The 18372-nt window shown below is 58.8% G+C and carries 17 protein-coding genes; 6 read left to right on the top strand and 11 right to left on the bottom strand.

Going from position 1 to position 18372, the window contains the following annotated elements; genetic code table 11:
- Positions 1-7 precede the first annotated feature (7 nt).
- From KGA81_RS04890 to KGA81_RS04875, 4 genes are all read right to left on the bottom strand, one after another.
- The gene (locus KGA81_RS04890; protein ID WP_223544793.1) at positions 8-874 is read right to left on the bottom strand and encodes a metal ABC transporter permease; all 867 of its coding nucleotides are present in this window, start codon (positions 872-874) and stop codon (positions 8-10) included.
- On the bottom strand, positions 874-1542 hold the full coding sequence (locus KGA81_RS04885) for a metal ABC transporter ATP-binding protein (protein WP_223544792.1): 669 nt from the start codon (positions 1540-1542) through the stop codon (positions 874-876). The genes KGA81_RS04890 and KGA81_RS04885 overlap by 1 nt, the downstream gene beginning before the upstream one ends.
- The gene (folE2, locus tag KGA81_RS04880; protein WP_223544791.1) at positions 1539-2435 is read right to left on the bottom strand and encodes a GTP cyclohydrolase FolE2; all 897 of its coding nucleotides are present in this window, start codon (positions 2433-2435) and stop codon (positions 1539-1541) included. The genes KGA81_RS04885 and folE2 overlap by 4 nt, the downstream gene beginning before the upstream one ends.
- Positions 2436-2580: 145 nt before the next feature.
- Complete coding sequence (locus tag KGA81_RS04875) at positions 2581-2958, bottom strand: glutamine synthetase (RefSeq protein ID WP_223544790.1); 378 nt, start codon at positions 2956-2958, stop codon at positions 2581-2583.
- A 142-nt stretch (positions 2959-3100) separates the two neighbouring features.
- Between KGA81_RS04875 and zigA the strand changes: the two genes are divergently transcribed.
- Positions 3101-4306: a zinc metallochaperone GTPase ZigA gene (gene zigA, locus KGA81_RS04870; RefSeq protein ID WP_223544789.1), complete on the top strand. Its 1206-nt coding sequence runs from the start codon at positions 3101-3103 to the stop codon at positions 4304-4306.
- Positions 4307-4321: 15 nt separating this feature from the next.
- Here zigA and KGA81_RS04865 read toward each other — a convergent pair whose 3' ends face one another.
- The gene (locus KGA81_RS04865; RefSeq protein WP_116262392.1) at positions 4322-4678 is read right to left on the bottom strand and encodes an NADH:ubiquinone oxidoreductase; all 357 of its coding nucleotides are present in this window, start codon (positions 4676-4678) and stop codon (positions 4322-4324) included.
- 27 nt (positions 4679-4705) lie between these two features.
- On the opposite strand from KGA81_RS04865, the gene KGA81_RS04860 reads away from it, so the two are divergent.
- Complete coding sequence (locus tag KGA81_RS04860) at positions 4706-5677, top strand: CobW family GTP-binding protein (RefSeq protein WP_223544788.1); 972 nt, start codon at positions 4706-4708, stop codon at positions 5675-5677.
- A 4-nt stretch (positions 5678-5681) separates the two neighbouring features.
- Here KGA81_RS04860 and KGA81_RS04855 read toward each other — a convergent pair whose 3' ends face one another.
- Entirely contained in the window at positions 5682-6095 is a 414-nt protein-coding gene (locus KGA81_RS04855) for a DUF3301 domain-containing protein (RefSeq protein WP_223544787.1), read from the bottom strand.
- Between the two features lie 119 nt (positions 6096-6214).
- Here KGA81_RS04855 and pdxY point away from each other — a divergent pair, with 119 nt between their 5' ends.
- Positions 6215-7087, top strand: coding sequence for a pyridoxal kinase PdxY (gene pdxY / locus KGA81_RS04850; protein WP_223544786.1), 873 nt, complete (start codon positions 6215-6217; stop codon positions 7085-7087).
- A gap of 93 nt (positions 7088-7180) precedes the next feature.
- On the opposite strand, the gene KGA81_RS04845 is transcribed toward pdxY, so the two are convergent.
- The gene (locus KGA81_RS04845) at positions 7181-7663 is read right to left on the bottom strand and encodes an acyl-CoA thioesterase (RefSeq protein ID WP_007934430.1); all 483 of its coding nucleotides are present in this window, start codon (positions 7661-7663) and stop codon (positions 7181-7183) included.
- A 286-nt stretch (positions 7664-7949) separates the two neighbouring features.
- Between KGA81_RS04845 and KGA81_RS04840 the strand changes: the two genes are divergently transcribed.
- Positions 7950-9713 carry a cation:proton antiporter gene (locus KGA81_RS04840; protein ID WP_223544785.1) on the top strand — a complete coding sequence of 588 codons (1764 nt, stop codon included), beginning with the start codon at positions 7950-7952 and terminating at the stop codon, positions 9711-9713.
- A 22-nt stretch (positions 9714-9735) separates the two neighbouring features.
- Here the strand turns inward: KGA81_RS04840 and KGA81_RS04835 are convergent, their stop codons facing one another.
- The 4 genes from KGA81_RS04835 to uvrD all read right to left on the bottom strand — a co-directional run bounded on the left by KGA81_RS04835 (position 9736) and on the right by uvrD (position 14093).
- Positions 9736-10143, bottom strand: a complete 408-nt coding sequence (locus KGA81_RS04835; protein ID WP_223544784.1) for an SMI1/KNR4 family protein — start codon at positions 10141-10143, stop codon at positions 9736-9738.
- A 138-nt stretch (positions 10144-10281) separates the two neighbouring features.
- The gene (locus KGA81_RS04830) at positions 10282-11160 is read right to left on the bottom strand and encodes a Tim44 domain-containing protein (protein WP_223544783.1); all 879 of its coding nucleotides are present in this window, start codon (positions 11158-11160) and stop codon (positions 10282-10284) included.
- A gap of 179 nt (positions 11161-11339) precedes the next feature.
- Positions 11340-11780: an EamA family transporter gene (locus KGA81_RS04825; protein WP_007971691.1), complete on the bottom strand. Its 441-nt coding sequence runs from the start codon at positions 11778-11780 to the stop codon at positions 11340-11342.
- Between the two features lie 129 nt (positions 11781-11909).
- On the bottom strand, positions 11910-14093 hold the full coding sequence (gene uvrD / locus KGA81_RS04820; protein ID WP_223544782.1) for a DNA helicase II: 2184 nt from the start codon (positions 14091-14093) through the stop codon (positions 11910-11912).
- A gap of 257 nt (positions 14094-14350) precedes the next feature.
- Between uvrD and KGA81_RS04815 the strand changes: the two genes are divergently transcribed.
- Positions 14351-17221: an EAL domain-containing protein gene (locus KGA81_RS04815; RefSeq protein ID WP_223544781.1), complete on the top strand. Its 2871-nt coding sequence runs from the start codon at positions 14351-14353 to the stop codon at positions 17219-17221.
- 199 nt (positions 17222-17420) lie between these two features.
- A complete protein-coding gene (gene hexR / locus KGA81_RS04810) occupies positions 17421-18287 on the top strand; it encodes a transcriptional regulator HexR (RefSeq protein ID WP_007954250.1) in 867 nt (288 codons plus the stop codon).
- Positions 18288-18372 lie beyond the last annotated feature (85 nt).

The following is an 18372-nucleotide window of genomic DNA, read 5'->3' as shown; positions in this document are numbered from 1 at the left end:
TAACACCTCATTGGGATGTGAGCAAAGGCGGGCGGCGCAGCAAACCGTGCACCGGCCCGAACACCACGGACAACAGATACCCACCGCCGGCGACCAGCACGATTGCCGGGCCACTGGGCAGTGAGTAATAGAACGAGATCAATAAACCCAGCCACACCGAGAGGCTGCCGAGCAAGGCCGCGACGACGATCAGCACCGGCAGGCGGCGGCTCCAGAAACGTGCCGCGGCGGCAGGCAACATCATCAGGCCGACGACCATCAACGCGCCGATCGCCTGGAATCCGATGACCAGATTCAACACCACCAGCGTCAGGAACACGCCGTGGGCCAGTGGACCGAGTCGGCTGACGGTCTGCAGAAAAAGCGGGTCGAGGGTGTCGAGCAGCAGTGGTTTGTAGATCAGTGTCATGGCAATCAGGCTCAGGCCCGAGACCCAAAGCATGCCGGTCAAGGTCGGGCCGTCGACAGCCAAAGCCGAGCCAAACAGCAGGTGCAACAGGTCCAGGCGTTTGCCGGCGATGCCGAGAATCAGCACGCCACCGGCCAGGGAAATTGGATAGATCGCAGCGAGGCTGGCGTCCTCTCGCAGACCGGTGCGTCGGGTAATCCAGGCCGCGAGGCCGGCCATGCTCAAGCCTGCGCCGAGACCTCCGATGGTCAATGCCGGGAGGCTCAACCCGGCAAACCAGAAACCCAGCGCCGCCCCGGGAAGGATGCCGTGGGCGACGGCATCGCCGATCAGACTCATGCGCCGCAGGATCAGAAACACCCCAAGTGGTGCCGTGCTGCACGCCAACACCAGCCCGCCGAGCAGCGCCCGCCGCATGAAGACGAACTCCTGGAATGGTTGCCAGAGATGCGCGGCAGCGATCATCAGGCCACCTGTGCGTGTGGTTGTTGGCGGATCAGTTCGGTGCTCGGGCCGAATGCACAACCGCTGCTTTTGATCAGCAACGTGTATGGGATGTGCTCGCGGACGGCGGCCAGGTCATGGCATACGATCACCAGTGTCCGGCCTTCGAGGTGCCATTCATGTATGTGCTTCCAGAGCAATGCCTGGCCGAGTTCATCAAGGGCCGCGTGGGGTTCATCGAGCAACAGCAAGGGTGCGCCGGCCAGGCTCAATCGGGCGAGCAGGGCGCGTTGCAATTCGCCGCCGGAGAGGGCCATCAAGGGTCGATCTTCCAGGCCGTTGAGGCGCCAGTTTTCGAGGACGGTTTTCAGTCGTTGGCTACGGATATCTGGTGACTGTTTGTTGCCCCAGAAACCGGCGGCGACCAATGCCTGAAGGCTGATCGGAAATTGTCTGTCCAGGTGTTGTTGCTGGGGCAGGAACGACACACTGCCCTTGATTGGAACACTCAGTCGCACTTTTCCGGCCAACGGTTTTTGCAAGCCGGCAATGACCTTCAACAGGCTGCTTTTCCCGGAACCGTTCGCGCCGATGATGGCCGTCAGGCTGCCCTTCGACAGTTCGAAGTCCAGCGCTGGCGTGAGTGGCTGTCCCGGTGCGCCCCAGCGCAAAGCGTGGCAAGCAATCATGCGACCTCCCAGTTGAAACGGCTTTCGGCGATGGCATCATGGGCGTGCAGGCTTTCGGCGTGAGTGACACGAATGTGGAAGGCGTTGATGCCTGTGGAGCTTTTCAGGGCCAGATTCAAACGGCGTGCGGCGTCCTCGCAGAACATCAGGTTCTGACCATTGGCCAGGGCGAAGGCCTGTTCGTCGGCGCGTTTTACCGCTGTTTGAACGGCGGTGCCGAGTGCGGCTTCGGCGTCGTCGATGACGGCGATCAGAGGCAACTCATCCAGAAAATCTGCCAGCCGTACGCGCAACATTGCGCTGCTGCGTTGGCTGTGAGGTGTGGCGACGATGCCGTTCGTGGAGCCAAGCCACGCTAAAACCTCTGCGTGTTGCAGTGCCTTGTTGGCGAAATCGTCGACGAACTGCTGCTGAATCAGCTGTCGAGAAAGGGCTGCGGAACAGGGGCAGGTTGAGGAATAAGGCACATCGATTTTTAGTTCCACGTGGAACATCGCGTTTTTCAATCGCGCTTCGATGATGACCGGATAGCTTTTCCAGCCAGACAATGGACTGATCAGCGCCGGCCTTTTCAGCAACAAGTCGGCATGAATGGTTAAGTAAGCACTGTTGGAAAGCCCTTCGTGGCTATCAAGAAAACGCTGCAGAACCCTCCTCAATAAAGCCAGAGAAAGGTTTTCCTGCTCCAGCAATTCAAGCGCCAGATAGAGCCGTGACATGTGAATGCCGCGCGCGTTGCCATCGTCGAGACTCACGCCGGCATCGACCTTTGCATTCAATCGTTGGCCATCAAACAAAACAGGTAGAGCAATGCCGCACATGCCCACCCACTCCAGTGGCAGGGCTTGGCGTGAGGCCTGCGCGGCGATATCCGGCAGAGTCAGCGCATTCATGAGTAGGTCCATCGAGGGAGTTGACTTAAAATGTTATATCATAACGATTAAATCGGCGATGCCTTTTTCATGAACGGACTTTCATCATGCACAACCGCCACATGCTCAGTCAGATTTCACGCCATCAACAGAAAAACAAAGAGGCTTAACAGCCAGCGATCCGGCTGCAAGTGAACTTGGCGCTGCTGCCGCCGGAGCTGGAAAACCGGTTGATTGTGGTCCAGCCGACGCGCTGGTTGTAGCCAACCCAGGCCTCGCCATCGGAAGCGATACCGGTGAAAAATACAAACTGGCCGTAGCGGCTGTTGGTCTGCGCCCAATAGCGTTTTCCGGCCGTCTCGAAACCCCGCAGATAGATCGTGCTTCCGGCGGTATTGACGCTATAGGCGTTGCCATCTGCATCCACACAGGCCAGCAGGTTGGCGCTGCGGGTGCACTTGGCCAGGCTCGGGATCTGGGCCATCGCGTCGGCAGCAACCAGCAGGGAAAGCATGATGAGTGCAGGTTTCAGGGCATTGTGCATGGTGGTTCTCACGATGGGACCTGCGTTCAGCATCCTGTCCTTTGCCTTGCCAGGCAAGGGGGGATGGTTTATTGATGCTGTTACAGTATAACATTATATAGGCCCGACACAGCGACCGGGCATCCCTGTGAGGAATATGCAGATGTCCAATCGACTCCCCGTGACCGTTCTCTCCGGCTTTTTAGGCGCCGGAAAAAGTACACTTCTTAATTACATACTACGTAATCGCGATGGTTTACGGGTTGCCGTCATCGTCAACGATATGAGCGAAATCAACGTTGATGGCACCGAAGTTCAGCGTGATGTCAGCCTTAACCGGGCTGAAGAACGGTTGGTAGAGATGAGTAACGGGTGTATTTGCTGTACGTTACGTGAAGATTTGCTGGAGGAAGTGAGCCAACTCGCCAGGGAAGGCCGCTTCGACTATCTGCTGATCGAGTCCACCGGTATTTCCGAACCGCTGCCCGTGGCGGAAACCTTTACCTTCCGCGATGAAAACGGCCAGAGCCTCAACGACATCGCACGTCTGGACACCATGGTCACGGTGGTCGATGGCATGAACTTCCTGCTCGACTACCAGGCTGCCGAAAGCCTGGCTTCCCGAGGAGAAACACTAGGGGAGGAAGACGAACGTTCGATTACCGATCTGTTGATTGAGCAGGTCGAGTTCGCCGATGTGATTTTGCTCAGCAAGATCGACTTGATCAGCAGCCACGAGCGCGAGGAGCTGATCGCCATACTTGAGCGGCTCAACGCCCGGGCGGAAATCATTCCGATGGCGATGGGTGAAATCCCCTTGAACAAGATTCTCAACACCGGTCGTTTTGACTTCGAAAAGGCTGCCCAGGCCCCGGGATGGTTGCAGGAACTGCGCGGCGAGCATGTGCCGGAAACCGAGGAATACGGCATCGCTTCAAGTGCTTACCGGGCTCGCCGGCCGTTCCATCCGCAGCGTTTCTTCAACTTCATCGACGGTCCCTGGGACAACGGCAAGCTGCTGCGCTCCAAGGGCTTTTTCTGGTTGGCGAGCAAGCACATGGACGCCGGCAGTTGGTCTCAGGCTGGTGGTTTGATGCGCTATGGTTTTGCCGGGCGCTGGTGGCGTTTCGTACCAAAAAACCAGTGGCCGCAGGACGCGGAAAGTACATCCGGGATCATGAAAAACTGGATCGCCGACAGCGGGGACTGCCGCCAGGAACTGGTATTCATTGGCCAGAAAATCGATTTCACGCAGCTCACGGCCGAACTGGACGCCTGCCTGCTGACCGATGAGGAAATGGCGCTGGGCGCAGAAGGCTGGCGTTTGCTGCCCGATCCATTCGGCCCTTGGTACGAAGAGGTTGCCTGATCCTCTACTGGCGCTTCAGGGCTTGAGCCAGGTGCCCTGGCTCTGGGTCTCGCAGTACGGCTGCAAATATGCCGCGTCGGTGGCAACGCCGTAATAGTGAATATCCTGGCGGTAGGGCATATTGGCGACTTGGGCGTTGCTGCAGATACCAAATGCGCCGCCGGGGCATTGATCGACATACTGCACTTCGACTTTCTGCCCGGCCAGGTTCGGCTGGCAGAAACCGTCGGCAAAGAGCTTGGGCGGGATATTGCGGTTCTGCTGGCAAACCTGGACGTCAAGCCGCTCGCCCTGGCTGTGAACCACACAAGCCTGGGCCAGTGCCTCGCCTGAAACGAGTGCCAGGAGCAACGACAAGCCAATCAACCGCATCCATCACCTCCTCAGAAATCATCGACCATGCTGCAGAATATCCCCACTCATGTCATTGCCGGTCCGTTGGGCGCCGGCAAGACCAGCCTGATCAAACACCTGTTGGCTCAGCGCCCGGCTGGCGAGCGGTGGGCGGTGTTGATCAACGAGTTCGGCCAGATCGGACTCGACGCTGCGCTACTGACCCGGGACGCCGATGGTATCGCACTGGGCGAAGTGGCCGGGGGCTGCCTGTGTTGCGTCAACGGGGCGCCGTTTCAGATTGGTCTTGGGCGTTTGTTGCGCAAGGCGCAACCGGACCGCCTGTTTATCGAGCCCTCAGGGCTGGGACATCCGGCGCAGTTGCTCAGGCAGCTGAGCGAAGCACCGTGGCAAGGCGTACTGGCTGTTCAGCCTTGTGTACTGGTATTGGACGCCCAGTCGCTTGCCGCAGGCAAACCGTTGCCGCAGGCGCAGCAGCAAGCGCTGAGCAATGCGGGATTGTTGCTGCTGAACAAATCTGAAGGTCTCGAAAAAGTAAGTCGCCAGCGAATCGCCGGGCAGTTGCCGTCGACCCCTCTGTACTGGACGCAACAGGCGGTTCTACCCTTGAGCGAGTTACCGGGGCTGAATGCCAAAGCGCTGGCAGGTGTGGATAACTTCGTCGTGCCCAAGGGATTGGCGCAGCTGCCGGCCGTCTGGAGCGATCCCGCATTGCCCATTTGCCTGAGTCAGGAACAGGACGGTGGCTGGAGCATCGGATGGCGCTGGCATTCGAGCCAGGTGTTTGATGCCGCGCAGGTTGGCCGCTGGCTTGAAAGCCTTGGCTGGAAGCGGGCGAAACTGGTTATCCACAGTGTTCAAGGGTGGGTTTCGGCAAACGCGGTGGATAACTCGTTGCTGGACTGGCGGCCCAGTGAATGGCGGCAGGATTCGCGTATCGAGCTGATTTTCAGTGAGCCGCAGAATGCAGAGCTATTGCAGAAAGAACTGGCTGCGTGCCGACCCGAATCGAGTTAACCAATCATGGTCGCCACTTGGTATGTTCCTGACGCCACTGGCTCAGCTCGATCACTTGCGCACGAGGTTTCGCCACGTCGACCACCGGTTCGGTTTCGTCGAACGAGACCGGGTAGGGTGCCAGTTCAATCTGTGCGCTGTGAGCGCCGAACTGGGTGATGGTGCCGTTGTGGCGGGTTTCGCCCGTCACGGTGAATTCGAAGTTATACACACGGGCCAGACGTCGTCGACCACTGGCATCCCTGATGAACGCGATTCTTTTCAGGGCTACGTTGCCGTCCAGCAATTCGATCCCGAGTTTGCCGCAATGCTGCTTGACCCGCTCCAGCGCGCGTTCGCGCAAGCCGTGGTTGTGCCATAGCCATGCGCCGGCAGTGGCGAACAGCATCAGCACGAATATATTTCCAAGGGTCAGCATCAACAGGGTGCTCCAACAAGATAGTGTCAGCTTAACTGCGTCGCTGGTCTGTCGTACAGGCTGCGTTTAGTCGCATACTGCGCGGCTAGAATTTCAATCGTTTTACGGAAATCCACCGCATGAAACGTACTCCGCATTTGCTCGCTATCCAGTCCCACGTGGTATTCGGTCACGCCGGCAACAGTGCCGCGGTTTTCCCGATGCAACGGGTCGGGGTGAATGTCTGGCCGCTCAATACTGTGCAGTTTTCCAATCACACCCAGTACGGTCAGTGGGCCGGTGAAGTGCTGGCGCCGCACCAGATACCTGACCTGGTCGAAGGTATCGCGGCGATTGGCGAGCTGGGCAACTGTGATGCGGTGCTCTCCGGTTACCTCGGTAGTGCGGCCCAGGGCCGGGCGATCCTGACAGGGGTGGCGCGGATCAAGTCGATGAATTCCAAGGCGCTGTACCTGTGTGACCCGGTCATGGGGCATCCGGAGAAGGGCTGCAGTGTTCCGGCGGAAGTCAGTGATTTCCTGCTGGAAGAGGCCGCCGCCGTGGCGGACTTCATGTGCCCGAACCAGTTGGAGCTGGACAGCTTCTCGGGGCGCAAACCGCAATCGCTGTTCGATTGCCTGGCCATGGCGCGTGCATTGCTGGTGCGCGGCCCGAAAGCGGTGCTGGTCAAGCATCTGGACTATCCCGGTAAATCGGCAGAGACCTTCGAGATGCTACTGGTGACGGCTGAGGGCAGTTGGCATTTGCAGCGCCCGTTGCTGGCGTTCCCGCGTCAGCCGGTGGGTGTTGGCGATTTGACGTCCGGGTTGTTCCTGGCACGTGTGTTGTTGGGTGACAGCCTGGTGGCAGCCTTTGAGTTCACGGCGTCGGCGGTGCATGAAGTGCTGCTGGAAACCCAGGCCTGTGCCAGCTACGAGTTGGAACTGGTTAGGGCTCAGGACCGGATTGCCCATCCGCGGGTGCGGTTCGAGGCGACTTCGATCAGTTTTTAAGCAGATTTGGGCAGAAAGATCGCAGCCTGCGCCAGCTCCTGCAAGGGAATGTGACCTACTTGCAGGAGCTGGTGCAGGCTGCGATCTTTAGCTTTAAGCGTCGCCCTTGATTTCCTGATAACGCTTTTCCAGTTCCTGGCGAATCTGCCGGCGCTGTTGGGCCTGCATATAGCGGCGCTTGTCTTCGCTGTTCTGCGGTTGCAGTGGCGGTACCGATGCAGGTTTACGCTGGTCATCCACCGCAACCATGGTGAAGAAGCAGCTGTTGGTGTGACGCACCGAGCGCTCGCGGATGTTCTCGGTCACCACTTTGATACCCACCTCCATGGAGGTGTTGCCGGTGTAGTTGACCGAGGCGAGAAAGGTCACCAGTTCGCCGACATGGATCGGCTCACGGAAAATGACCTGGTCCACCGACAGGGTCACCACATAGCGACCTGCATAGCGGCTGGCGCAGGCGTAGGCCACTTCGTCGAGGTATTTGAGCAGGGTGCCGCCGTGAACATTGCCAGAGAAGTTGGCCATGTCAGGGGTCATCAATACCGTCATCGACAGCTGGGCGTTTCCGGGTTCCATAGCATTCTCACGGGTCAAGGCCAGGTTTGAGGGATGCACCTCTGCGGGTGCCTCAGCGGTTTTTTCAAACCAACAGTTATCGGGACGCCGGGTGCGGAGTCGCCGTCACGCCGGATCGATCTGTTTCCATATATTGCACCGCCTTTCTGCCAGAAGTCGCGGTGTTACCCTGCAAAAAGCCCTGACTCAAGGGCATTTCCTACGTGTAATTCCGATTTTTGTACTGCTCGATCAGACTTCTCCCATGTTCGGGACTCGAGCAATGCCACCCAGGGAGTCTCACGCCATGCATGCCATCAGTTTCATTCAGGATCTGGCAGTGATCATGTTGATCGCAGGTGTGGTGACCGTGGTTTTCCATCGCCTGAAACAACCGGTGGTGCTGGGCTACATCGTCGCAGGCTTCATCATTGGCCCGCACACCCCACCATTCGGCCTGATTCACGACGAAGAAACCATCAAGACCCTGGCCGAACTCGGAGTGATATTCCTGATGTTCTGCCTGGGCCTGGAGTTCAGCCTGCGCAAGCTGTTCAAGGTCGGGGCCACGGCGTTCATCGCGGCGTTCCTGGAAATCGTGCTGATGATCTGGATCGGCTACGAAATTGGCCGCTGGTTTGACTGGAACACCATGGATTCACTGTTCCTCGGCGCGATCCTGGCGATTTCCTCGACCACCATTATCGTCAAGGCGCTCAACGACCTGAAGTTGAAGAACGAGCGATTTGCCCAGTTGATATTCGGAGTGCTGATCGTCGAAGACATCCTGGGTATTGGCATCATCGCGCTGTTATCCAGCATCGCCGTCAGCGGTACGGTCAGCTCCGGTGAAGTGTTCTCCACGGTTGGCAAACTGTCGCTGTTCATGATCGTTGCGTTGGTCATTGGCATCCTGATGGTGCCGCGGTTGCTGGCCTACGTGGCCAGGTTCGACAGCAATGAAATGCTGTTGATTACCGTGCTGGGCCTGTGTTTCGGCTTCTGCCTGCTGGTGGTCAAGCTTGAATACAGCATGGTCCTCGGGGCGTTCCTGATCGGCGCAATCATGGCTGAATCCCGGCAATTGCTGAAAATTGAACGCTTGATTGAACCGGTTCGTGATCTTTTCAGTGCGATTTTCTTCGTGGCCATCGGGCTGATGCTCGATCCGGCGATCCTGCTTCAATACGCCTGGCCAATCGCCGTAATCACCGTAGCCGTGGTGCTCGGCAAGATGTTGTCCTGTGGCCTTGGTGCATTTATCGCCGGCAATGATGGACGCACCTCGCTGCGGGTCGGGATGGGCCTTTCACAGATTGGCGAATTCTCTTTCATCATTGCGGCACTGGGCATGACACTGCAGGTCACCAGTAACTTTTTATACCCCGTGGCTGTGGCGGTTTCGGTGATTACGACCTTACTGACGCCTTATCTGATCCGTGCGGCTGATCCATTGTCGATCAAGCTCGCCGACGCCATGCCAGAACGCCTGGGACGGGTGTTGGGGATGTACGGCGAATGGCTGCGCAGCATCCAGCCTCAGGGTGAGAGGGCGTTACTGGCATCCATGATTCGGCGGATCTTGCTGCAGGTGGGAGTCAATCTGGCGCTCGTGATCGCGATCTTCTTCTCGGGGGCATATTTCGCCGAAGGTATGTCAGCTTACCTGCAAGCCTGGATCAGCGACCCGAGCTGGCAAAAGGCGTTGATCTGGGGTGGGGCGCTGCTGTTATCGCTGCCGTTTTTGATTGCGGCGTACCGCAAGCTAAAGGCACTGTCGATGTTGCTGGCGGAAATGGGCGTGAAGCCGGAGATGGCCGGGCGCCACACGCAGCGAGTGCGTCGGGTGATAGCCGAGGTGATCCCGATCCTGTCGCTGCTGGTGATCTTTTTGCTGTTGGCAGCCTTGTCGGCCAGTATTCTGCCGACCAACAAGTTGCTGGTGCTGATCGCCGTGGTCGCGGCCGCCGTGGCGGCGCTGCTGTGGCGCTGGTTCATTCGTGTGCATACGCGAATGCAGGTGGCGTTGCTGGAAACCCTCGACAATCACAAGGAGTCGTCCGGGCATTGACCACCCAGCGGCGTTGACGGGATCAGCTTTCCAGCCAGACGTCCCGCGCCCAGTGCCACACCGATTCCCAGGTCTCTTCGGCGATCAGCTCTTCTTCGGCCTGCCAAAGCACTACGGTGCCGTCTTCTTCTACGCAATAGTAGTCATCACCGTCCTGGCAGATCGGGATCAGGCTGCGATCGACGCCGGCGTCCCAGGCGTTGGCGGCAACTTCCGGCAGGTAGGTGTGGGAATGCGGGTCAGTGACGGTGACCGGTTCCAGGCTGCCGTAGACCACGTCGCTGACAGTCAGCAGAAACTCTCTGAAGACGAACGGAATGTCGATGAACAGTTGTTCTTCGATTTCGACCAGCAGGTCTTCGTCAGGCAATTCCAAGGGGACCGGTACCGGTTCGTTGGCTTCACGCAGTTGTTCGATGATTTCTTCCACGTCCGGGATCCTCTTGCTTGTATGGCGCGGTTTATATGGGGCGGTTTATACAGTAGCTCGCTATAGATGCAACCGCGAAATAGAAAACCCCAGCCGGGGCTGGGGTTTTGTTTACAGCAGATGAAGTTCTAAGCGGGATCAGCCGTTCTGGCGGATACCAGCCACCAGCCAAGGCTGGTTTTCGCCCTGTGCACGTTCCATGTTCCAGCTTTCGCTGAAGACTTCGCCCTGGTCGAAACGCGAGGTTTTCGACACGCCAGTGAAGGTCAGGGTGGCAATGGTCTTGTCGGCGCGATCGTCCACGCCGTCCAGTTGTACATTGAGGTTATCGATGTAGGTGGACTGGAAGCCGTCGCCAAGGTCAGCACGCTCACGCTTGAGGAACTCCAGCATTTGCGGAGTCACGAACTCGGCGATCTTGTCCATTTCGTTGGCGTCCCAGTGCTGTTGCAGGGACTGGAAGTGATTGCGAGCCGCTTCGACGAAGTTTCTTTCGTTGAACCAGGCTGGCGCATTGATCACTGGACGAGCGGCAACAGGCGCAGCCGAACCACCGAAGATCGAACCGCCGGCAGGCTTTTGCTCGAACACTTCACGCTGCATCGGCGCATGACCGGCCGGAGCGTATTGCTCCTGCTGCTTGCGACGACGGGCGGCGATGAAGCGGAAGGCCAGGAACGCGATAACCGCCATGATCAGGATGTCGAAGATTTGCATGCCCTGGAAGCCGTCACCCATGAACATGGAGGCCAGCAGGCCACCGGCTGCGATACCGGCCAGTGGGCCGAGCCAGCGCGAGGCGCCACCGGCCTTGGCGGCGGCGCCAGCGGCACCGGCAGCACCAGCGGTCGCCGCAGCGCCGCCCATGCCTGGAGAAGAAGGAGCCATCTGGCTGGTCTGGTGCGTCGGCGCAGCGCCGGCGCTTTTACCACCACCGAAGCGCTTGGCGGCATTGACGTCGAGACTCATCGTCAGGCCGATGCACAACGCCATGGCGATGCTAAGAAAACGTTTCATAAAGGGAATTCCCATTTGTGGAAGGCACGCGCGCCATGTTGCACAGCTGAAGTGTTACTGGCTAGCGGCAGAGTGTTTCGGGCTTTTGCCTGACAGGTTTCATTCAGCTTCAGTCAGCGCAATAGGGCCTTTTGACTTTGATATGTCAGATAAGTGGATAAGTTTTGTAGGACGGTCGCCTAGCGACGTAATGCCAGCATGACAACGCCGGCCGTGATCAGACCGATTCCACCCCATTGGCGCAGGTCGAGTTTTTCACCCAGCAGGACTACGCCCAGAACGGCCACCAGCACCACGCTGAGTTTGTCCACCGGGGCAACCAGTGACGCCGGGCCGACCTTGAGTGCGCGGAAATAGCAGATCCACGATGCACCGGTGGCCAAGCCCGACAACAGAAGGAACAGATAGCTCTTCGCAGAGATCGATCCCAATGACTGATATTGGCCCGTGGCGTACAAAATCAAGGCCAGGCTGACCAATACCACTATTGTACGTAGCAGGGTGGCGAAGTCGGAATTGACGTTTTCGATGCCGACTTTCGCGAAAATGGCGGTCATTGCCGCGAATGCCGCCGATAACAGGGCCCAGAATGTCCAGGAGGAAAAAAAGCCTGAGCCCATGTGCATGATTTCCGTTGTGCGTTGAACTCTTGATTGTTGCAGGAGCTGGCTTGCCAGCGAAGGCGTCCGCTCAGACAACGACAGACGCCAAGACCTCTTCCCCGGCAAGCCCGCTTCTACAGGAGTTCGCTAGATCGCTTCCAGCTTGGCATATCCCAACATCAGCCACTTGCTGCCTTCGCTGAAGTTCACCTGCACCCGGGCCTGAGCCCCGGCGCCTTCGAAGTTCAGAATCACGCCATCGCCAAACACCGAGTGCCGTACGGTCTGGCCAAGGCTGAAGCCGGTCTGCGGAATCTCGCTGCCGCTGAACAGGTTGCTGCCACTCATCGACTGGTTGCCACCGAACGGACGGCTGACGCTGTTGGACAACCGCACCTCCTGAATCAGGCCTTTCGGAACTTCGCGTACGAAGCGCGACACCTTGTTGTAGGTCTCGCTGCCATAAAGGCGTCGGGTTTCGGCAAAGGTCATCACCAGATTCTGCATGGCCCGGGTGATGCCGACGTAGGCCAGGCGACGTTCTTCCTCAAGGCGGCCGGGTTCTTCCAGGCTCATCTTGTGCGGGAACAGGCCTTCTTCCATGCCCACCAGGAACACGTAAGGGAATTCCAGGCCCTTGGCGCTGTGCAGGGTCATCAGCTGAATGCTGTCTTCGTGCTCGTCGGCCTGGGTATCGCCGGCCTCCAGCGACGCGTGACCGAGGAACGCTGCCAATGGCGTCAGGTCTTCGTCTTCTTCGCTGTTTTCGAAGTTGCGCGCGGCGCTGACCAGTTCCTCGAGGTTTTCTACCCGGGCCTGGCCTTTTTCGCCTTTCTCCGCTTCGTGATAGGCGATCAGCCCCGACTGCTCGATGACGGTCTGGGTCATCAGGTGCAGCGGCATATCCATGCACTTGGCGGCGAGGTTCTCGATCAGCTCGATAAATGCGCCAAGGGCACCGGCCGCACGACCGGTCAGGCCTTTGTTGGCCACCAGCTGGCGCATCGCTTCCCACATCGACACGTCGCTGTGGCGTGCATGGTCGCGGATCGCTTCGACGGTTTTTTCGCCGATACCACGGGCCGGCACGTTGATAACCCGTTCCAGCGCGGCGTCGTTGCCCCGTCCTTCGAGCAACCGCAGGTAAGCCATGGCGTTCTTGATTTCGGCGCGTTCGAAGAAGCGCTGGCCGCCATAGATTCGGTAGGGAATGCGCTCGCGCAGCAACGCTTCTTCCAGAACCCGCGATTGGGCGTTGGAGCGATACAAAATCGCGATATCGCTGCGAGACAAGCCGGTTTTCAGCGCGCTTTCGATGGTTTCGACAACGTAGCGGGCTTCGTCATGTTCGTTGAACGCGGCGTACAAATTGATCGCTTCGCCTTCGCCGCCATCGGTCCAGAGCTCTTTGCCCAGGCGCCCGGTGTTGTTGGCGATCAAGGCGTTGGCAGCCTTCAGAATACCCGCGGTGGAGCGATAGTTTTGCTCCAGGCGAATGGTTTCGGCGTCCGGGAAGTCTTCGGAATACTGGTAGATGTTCTCGATTTTCGCGCCGCGCCAGCCATAGATCGACTGGTCGTCGTCGCCCACCACCATCAGGCTGTCGCCACCCTTGGCCAGCAGGCGCAACCAGGCGTATTGCACGGCGTTGGTGTCCTGGAACTCGTCCACCAGGATGTGCCGGAAGCGCTTCTGATAGTGCGCCAGCAGCCCCGGATGGTCCCGCCACAGATCGAGAGCACGCAGCAGCAACTCGGAGAAGTCGATAACGCCTGCGCGCAGGCAAGCGGCCTCGTAGGCTTCATAGATGCCGCGCATGGTCGCCAGGAACAGGTCGCCGCTGGCTTGAATGTGTTGCGGACGCAGGCCTTCGTCTTTCTGCCCGTTGATGAACCACTGGGCCTGACGGGCCGGCCAGCGCTGTTCGTCCAGACCGAGCTCGCGGATCACCCGCTTGACCAGTCGTTGCTGGTCGTCGCTGTCGAGAATCTGGAACGTCTGGCTCAAGCCCGCTTCCTGCCAGTGCGCCCGCAACAAGCGGTGCGCCAGGCCGTGGAAGGTGCCGACCCACATGCCGGCCGGGTTGATACCCATCAGCTGTTCGATGCGCTGGCGCATTTCGGCAGCGGCCTTGTTGGTGAAGGTCACCGACAGGATGGAGTGGGGCGAGGCGTTTTCGACCTGGATCAACCAGGCGATACGGTGCACCAGCACTCGGGTTTTACCGGAACCAGCACCGGCCAGGACCAACTGACGACCCACGGGGGCTGCTACAGCCTGGCGTTGGGCATCGTTGAGGGAGTTCAGCAGAAGGGAGAGATCATCGCGCATCAGGGCATTCTAGGGGGCGGCGACACACCGGGCAAACTCCACTTCGCTTTAGCCGATGAAAGTTAAGTGAAGGACGACCGGTCGGTCATCGGCTGCAGGCGTTGGCGGGGCGTGTCCACAGCGTTTTCAGGGGTGTCGGCGGCTGAAAAAATTTGGCCATTCATTGATCAGCAACAGTTTGGTCCGGGCAATTGCTTGTGTATGCTCCGAGCAGTTTCGGGCCCATGCTCATCATTATAAGAACAAGAACATCGCCTATGACCCTCAGCTTCGACCTGTCGGGCCCCATTGTGGAGCCCAGGGTCATCCGTAAACAGTACGCCATGGAAATGGCGGTCGAACGCACGCGCCTGTTGTATCAGGGCTCGCTGCTGCCCACATTGTTCATGCTGATCAATGGCCTGGTCTGTGCCGGTTTGCTCTGGAGCCCGCAGCGCTATTTCCTGGTCAGCGTATGGCTGGTGTGGTTGTTGTCTTTGGTGGCATTGCGGGTGATTCAGGTCGCAGCCTTCGATTCGGCGATTCCCAACCGTCAGGCCCATCCCATTTGGCGACGGATGTTTTTGCTGGGCTCCGGCCTCACCGGTCTGACCCTGGCTGGTGCCGGCATCGCCCTGGTTCCCGCCGATAACTTCATTCAGCAAGCCTGGGTCTTTGGCCTCATCGGTGCCGCAGCGCTCTCGGCCAGTGTGGCTTATGCGGTCAGTTTGCCGGCCTTTCTGTCATTTACCTTGCCCTGCCTGTTGCCGGCCATCGCCTATATGTTTTGGGGGGCTGACGAACAGCAGCAAGGCTGGGGCTGGTTCGGGCTGATCCTGCTCGGTGCATTGAGCGTGGTTGCCTGGCAAGTCAATCGATTGATCGATCGGGGCTTGATGCGGCGCTTTCAGAATCAGGCACTGATCGAGCATCTGCAGCAGGCGCAAAGCTGCAGTGATCAGCTCAATCAGAAGCTGGCCAGGGAGATTGAACAGCGTCGGCGTGCCGAAACCGAATTGCGAGAAATCCAGATCGACCTGGAAAACCGTGTCGCTCAGCGCAGCCTGGAACTGGACGCCGCCAACCAGGCACTGAGCAAGAGCGAAGCGCGTCTGGCGCTGGCATTGAAGGCCAGCGAGCTGGGGCTGTGGGACTGGAACCTGCAAACCGACGAAGTCCATCACACGCAGATCCAGGAATTGTTCGGCCTGGAGCCGGAACAGGTCACGGCAATACTGCGTCACCTCAAACCGCGCCTTCACCCCGAGGATCTTCCTGCGCTGAAAAGGGCGCTGGTCGAGCATTTGAAGGGGCGCACCGAGGACTATCAAATCGAGTACCGCGTACGGCATGGCGACGGCCACTGGGTCTGGATCGAGGACCGCGGGCGGGCAGTCGAGCGCGCCGAGAACGGTCGGGTGATTCGCATGGTCGGCACCCGCCGCGACATCAGCGTCAGCAAAGGCCTGGAAGAACAGTTGCAACTGGCGGCGACGGTGTTCGAGGCGGCCAGCGAAGGGATCGTGATTTTCGATCCGAACTATGCCTTGATCGCGATCAATCAAGCCTTCAGTCGGGTGACCGGTTATGACATCGAGGACATGATCGGGCGCAATGTCATTGAGCTGCCGTGTAGTCGGGATGCGCGTCGGCATTACACCGCAATACATCAGGCGCTGGAGCAGCAAGGCAGTTGGCAGGGCGAATTGGTGGAAACCCGCAAGAACGGCGAGATGTATCCGCAATGGCTGCAATTGAATGCCGTGCGCGATACTCGGGGAAATGTCAGTCATATTGTGGGCTTCTTCGCTGATCTCTCAACCCGCCGAGAATCCGAAGAGCGAATGCGCTATCTGACCCATTACGACGAACTTACCGGTCTGGCCAATCGCTCGATGTTCCGCGAGCGACTCAGTGAGGCTTATCAACGAGTGCGGCAGGGCGGTTATCGCAGCCTGGCATTGCTGCACATCAATCTCGATCGGTTCAAGCAACTCAACGACAGCCTGGGGCATGAAGTCGCCGATCAGATGCTGCAGAAAATGGCCCGGCGGCTGGTGAATGCATTGCCTGAAGCAGACACCATCGCGCGCCTTTCCGGTGATGAGTTTGCCGTGCTGTTCAACTCATACGGCAACCTTTCGAGCCTGGCGCGGGTGGCGACTCGCCTGGCGAGCAAGTTGAGTTTGCCGGTGACCATTGAGGGACACGAACTGGTGGTCAGCGTGTCGATGGGCATTAGCTTGTTGCCGGACAGCGCCCGGGAAATTTCTGCATTGGTCAGTCAGTCGAACATGGCCATGCAGCACGCCAAACACCTGGGTGGTAATAATTTCCAGTTTTATACCGACAGTTTGCAAGCCAGTACGCTGGAGCGTTTACAGCTGGAAAACCACTTACGCAAAGCCATCGAAGACAAACAACTGAAGGTGTTTTACCAACCGAAACTGTGCCTGGCCACGGGCAAGCTGAATGCCGCCGAAGCCTTGGTGCGTTGGGATCATCCGACCATGGGCCGTGTGCCGCCGGGGGATTTCATCGGCCTGGCTGAGGAAACCGGATTGATCGGCCCGATCGGTGAGTTCGTGCTGCGTCAGGCCTGCTGGCAAGCCTGTGAGTGGCAGCGGCAGGGGCTCGAAGCGATTCGGGTGTCGGTCAATCTGTCGGTGCATCAATTGCGCCAGGGCAAATTGGTCAGCCTGGTGCGACAGGTGCTGGAAGAAACCGGGCTGGCGCCGCATCTGCTGGAGCTGGAACTGACCGAAAGCCAGTTGCTGGACAGCGTCGAACACATCATCGCGACCTTCCAGCAATTGCGCGATCTTGGAGTGAAACTGGCCATTGATGATTTTGGTACTGGCTACTCCTCCCTGAGCTACCTCAAGCGCATCCCGGTGGATTACGTGAAAATCGACCAAGCGTTTATCCGTGGCTTGGGTGAGGGCGCCGAGGATGCGGCGATCACCCGGGCGATCATTGCCATGGCTCACGGTCTGTCGCTGAAGGTCGTGGCCGAAGGGGTGGAACGGGGAGAGCAGCTCGAGTTTTTGAAAGCCGAGCGTTGCGATGAAGTGCAGGGTTATTTGATCAGCCGCCCGGTTGAGGCCGAGACGTTGGCAGGTTTGCTGCGTACGCAAACCGCAAGCTGACGAGGATAGTAAGGCGCTTTTTTCCATTAAACCGCGCACCCGGCGCACCTGGACAGGCGCCAAGGGTGCTACATGAAGCGCGGGCACGTAAAATCGAGGGATCCGGTTACGCATTGAACAGGCAAAAAGCCGATTCATGTAGTATAACTACAAGCGTGCTACATCCCCGGCACCTGCCAATAACAAAGAGTCCAGCCCCTTGAATCTGCTGCAACACATCGCTCAGTCTCGCCACCTGTTACGCAAGTCGGAGCTCAAGGTCGCCGACCACGTGCTGCTCGATCCTGCGGCCGTGATGCATAGCTCCATGGCTGACCTGGCCCACAGCGTGGGCATCAGTGAACCGACCATCGTGCGTTTTTGCCGTGCCATTGGTTGTTCCGGCTTTCAGGACCTGAAGTTGAAGCTGGCCCAGAGCCTGGCGGCGGGTGCGAGTTTTGGCCAGTTTGCGATCCACGAAGACGATTCGGTCGCTGACTACAGCCTGAAAATCTTCGACACCACCCTGCATACCCTGATGGAGGTTCGCGAGAAGCTCGATCCGCTGGAGTTGCAGCGTGCCGTGACGCTGATGTCCCAGGCCCAGCGTGTCGAGTTCTACGGTTTCGGTGCTTCCGGTGCGGTCGCGGCGGATGCCCAGCACAAGTTCTTCCGTTTGCTGCTCACCGCTGCAGCGTATTCCGACCCGCACATGCAGGCGATGTCGGCCGTAACGCTCAAGCCAACCGACGTGGCGATCTGCATTTCCCAGTCCGGGCGCTCCAAGGACCTGCTGATCACCGCCAACCTGGTGCGCGAAAGCGGCGCCTCGTTGATCACCTTGTGCCCGAGCCAGACGCCATTGGCTGAGCTGTCTACGGTCAATCTGGCGATCGATGTGCATGAAGACACCGAAATCTATACGCCGCTGACCTCGCGTATCGCTCACCTGGTGGTGATCGACGTGTTGGCGATGGGCGTGGCCATGGCTCGTGGCCCCAGCCTGGTCAACCACCTCAAGAGCGTCAAGCGCAGCCTGCGCAGCTTGCGCTTGTCGCCCAAGTCGGTGAAAGCGCTGGACGACTGACGTCGTCGTAAGGTCGTTCCGACCTTAATCGCGAGCAAGCTCGCTCCCACCTTTGACCGCGTTCTCCTGTGGGAGCGAGCTTGCT

The organism is Pseudomonas sp. A-B-19 (assembly GCF_019947515.1).
Taxonomy (GTDB): Bacteria; Pseudomonadota; Gammaproteobacteria; order Pseudomonadales; family Pseudomonadaceae; genus Aquipseudomonas.
The sequence above is the reverse complement of the archived record's forward strand: the minus strand, read 5'-3'. Positions and strand labels throughout refer to the sequence as shown.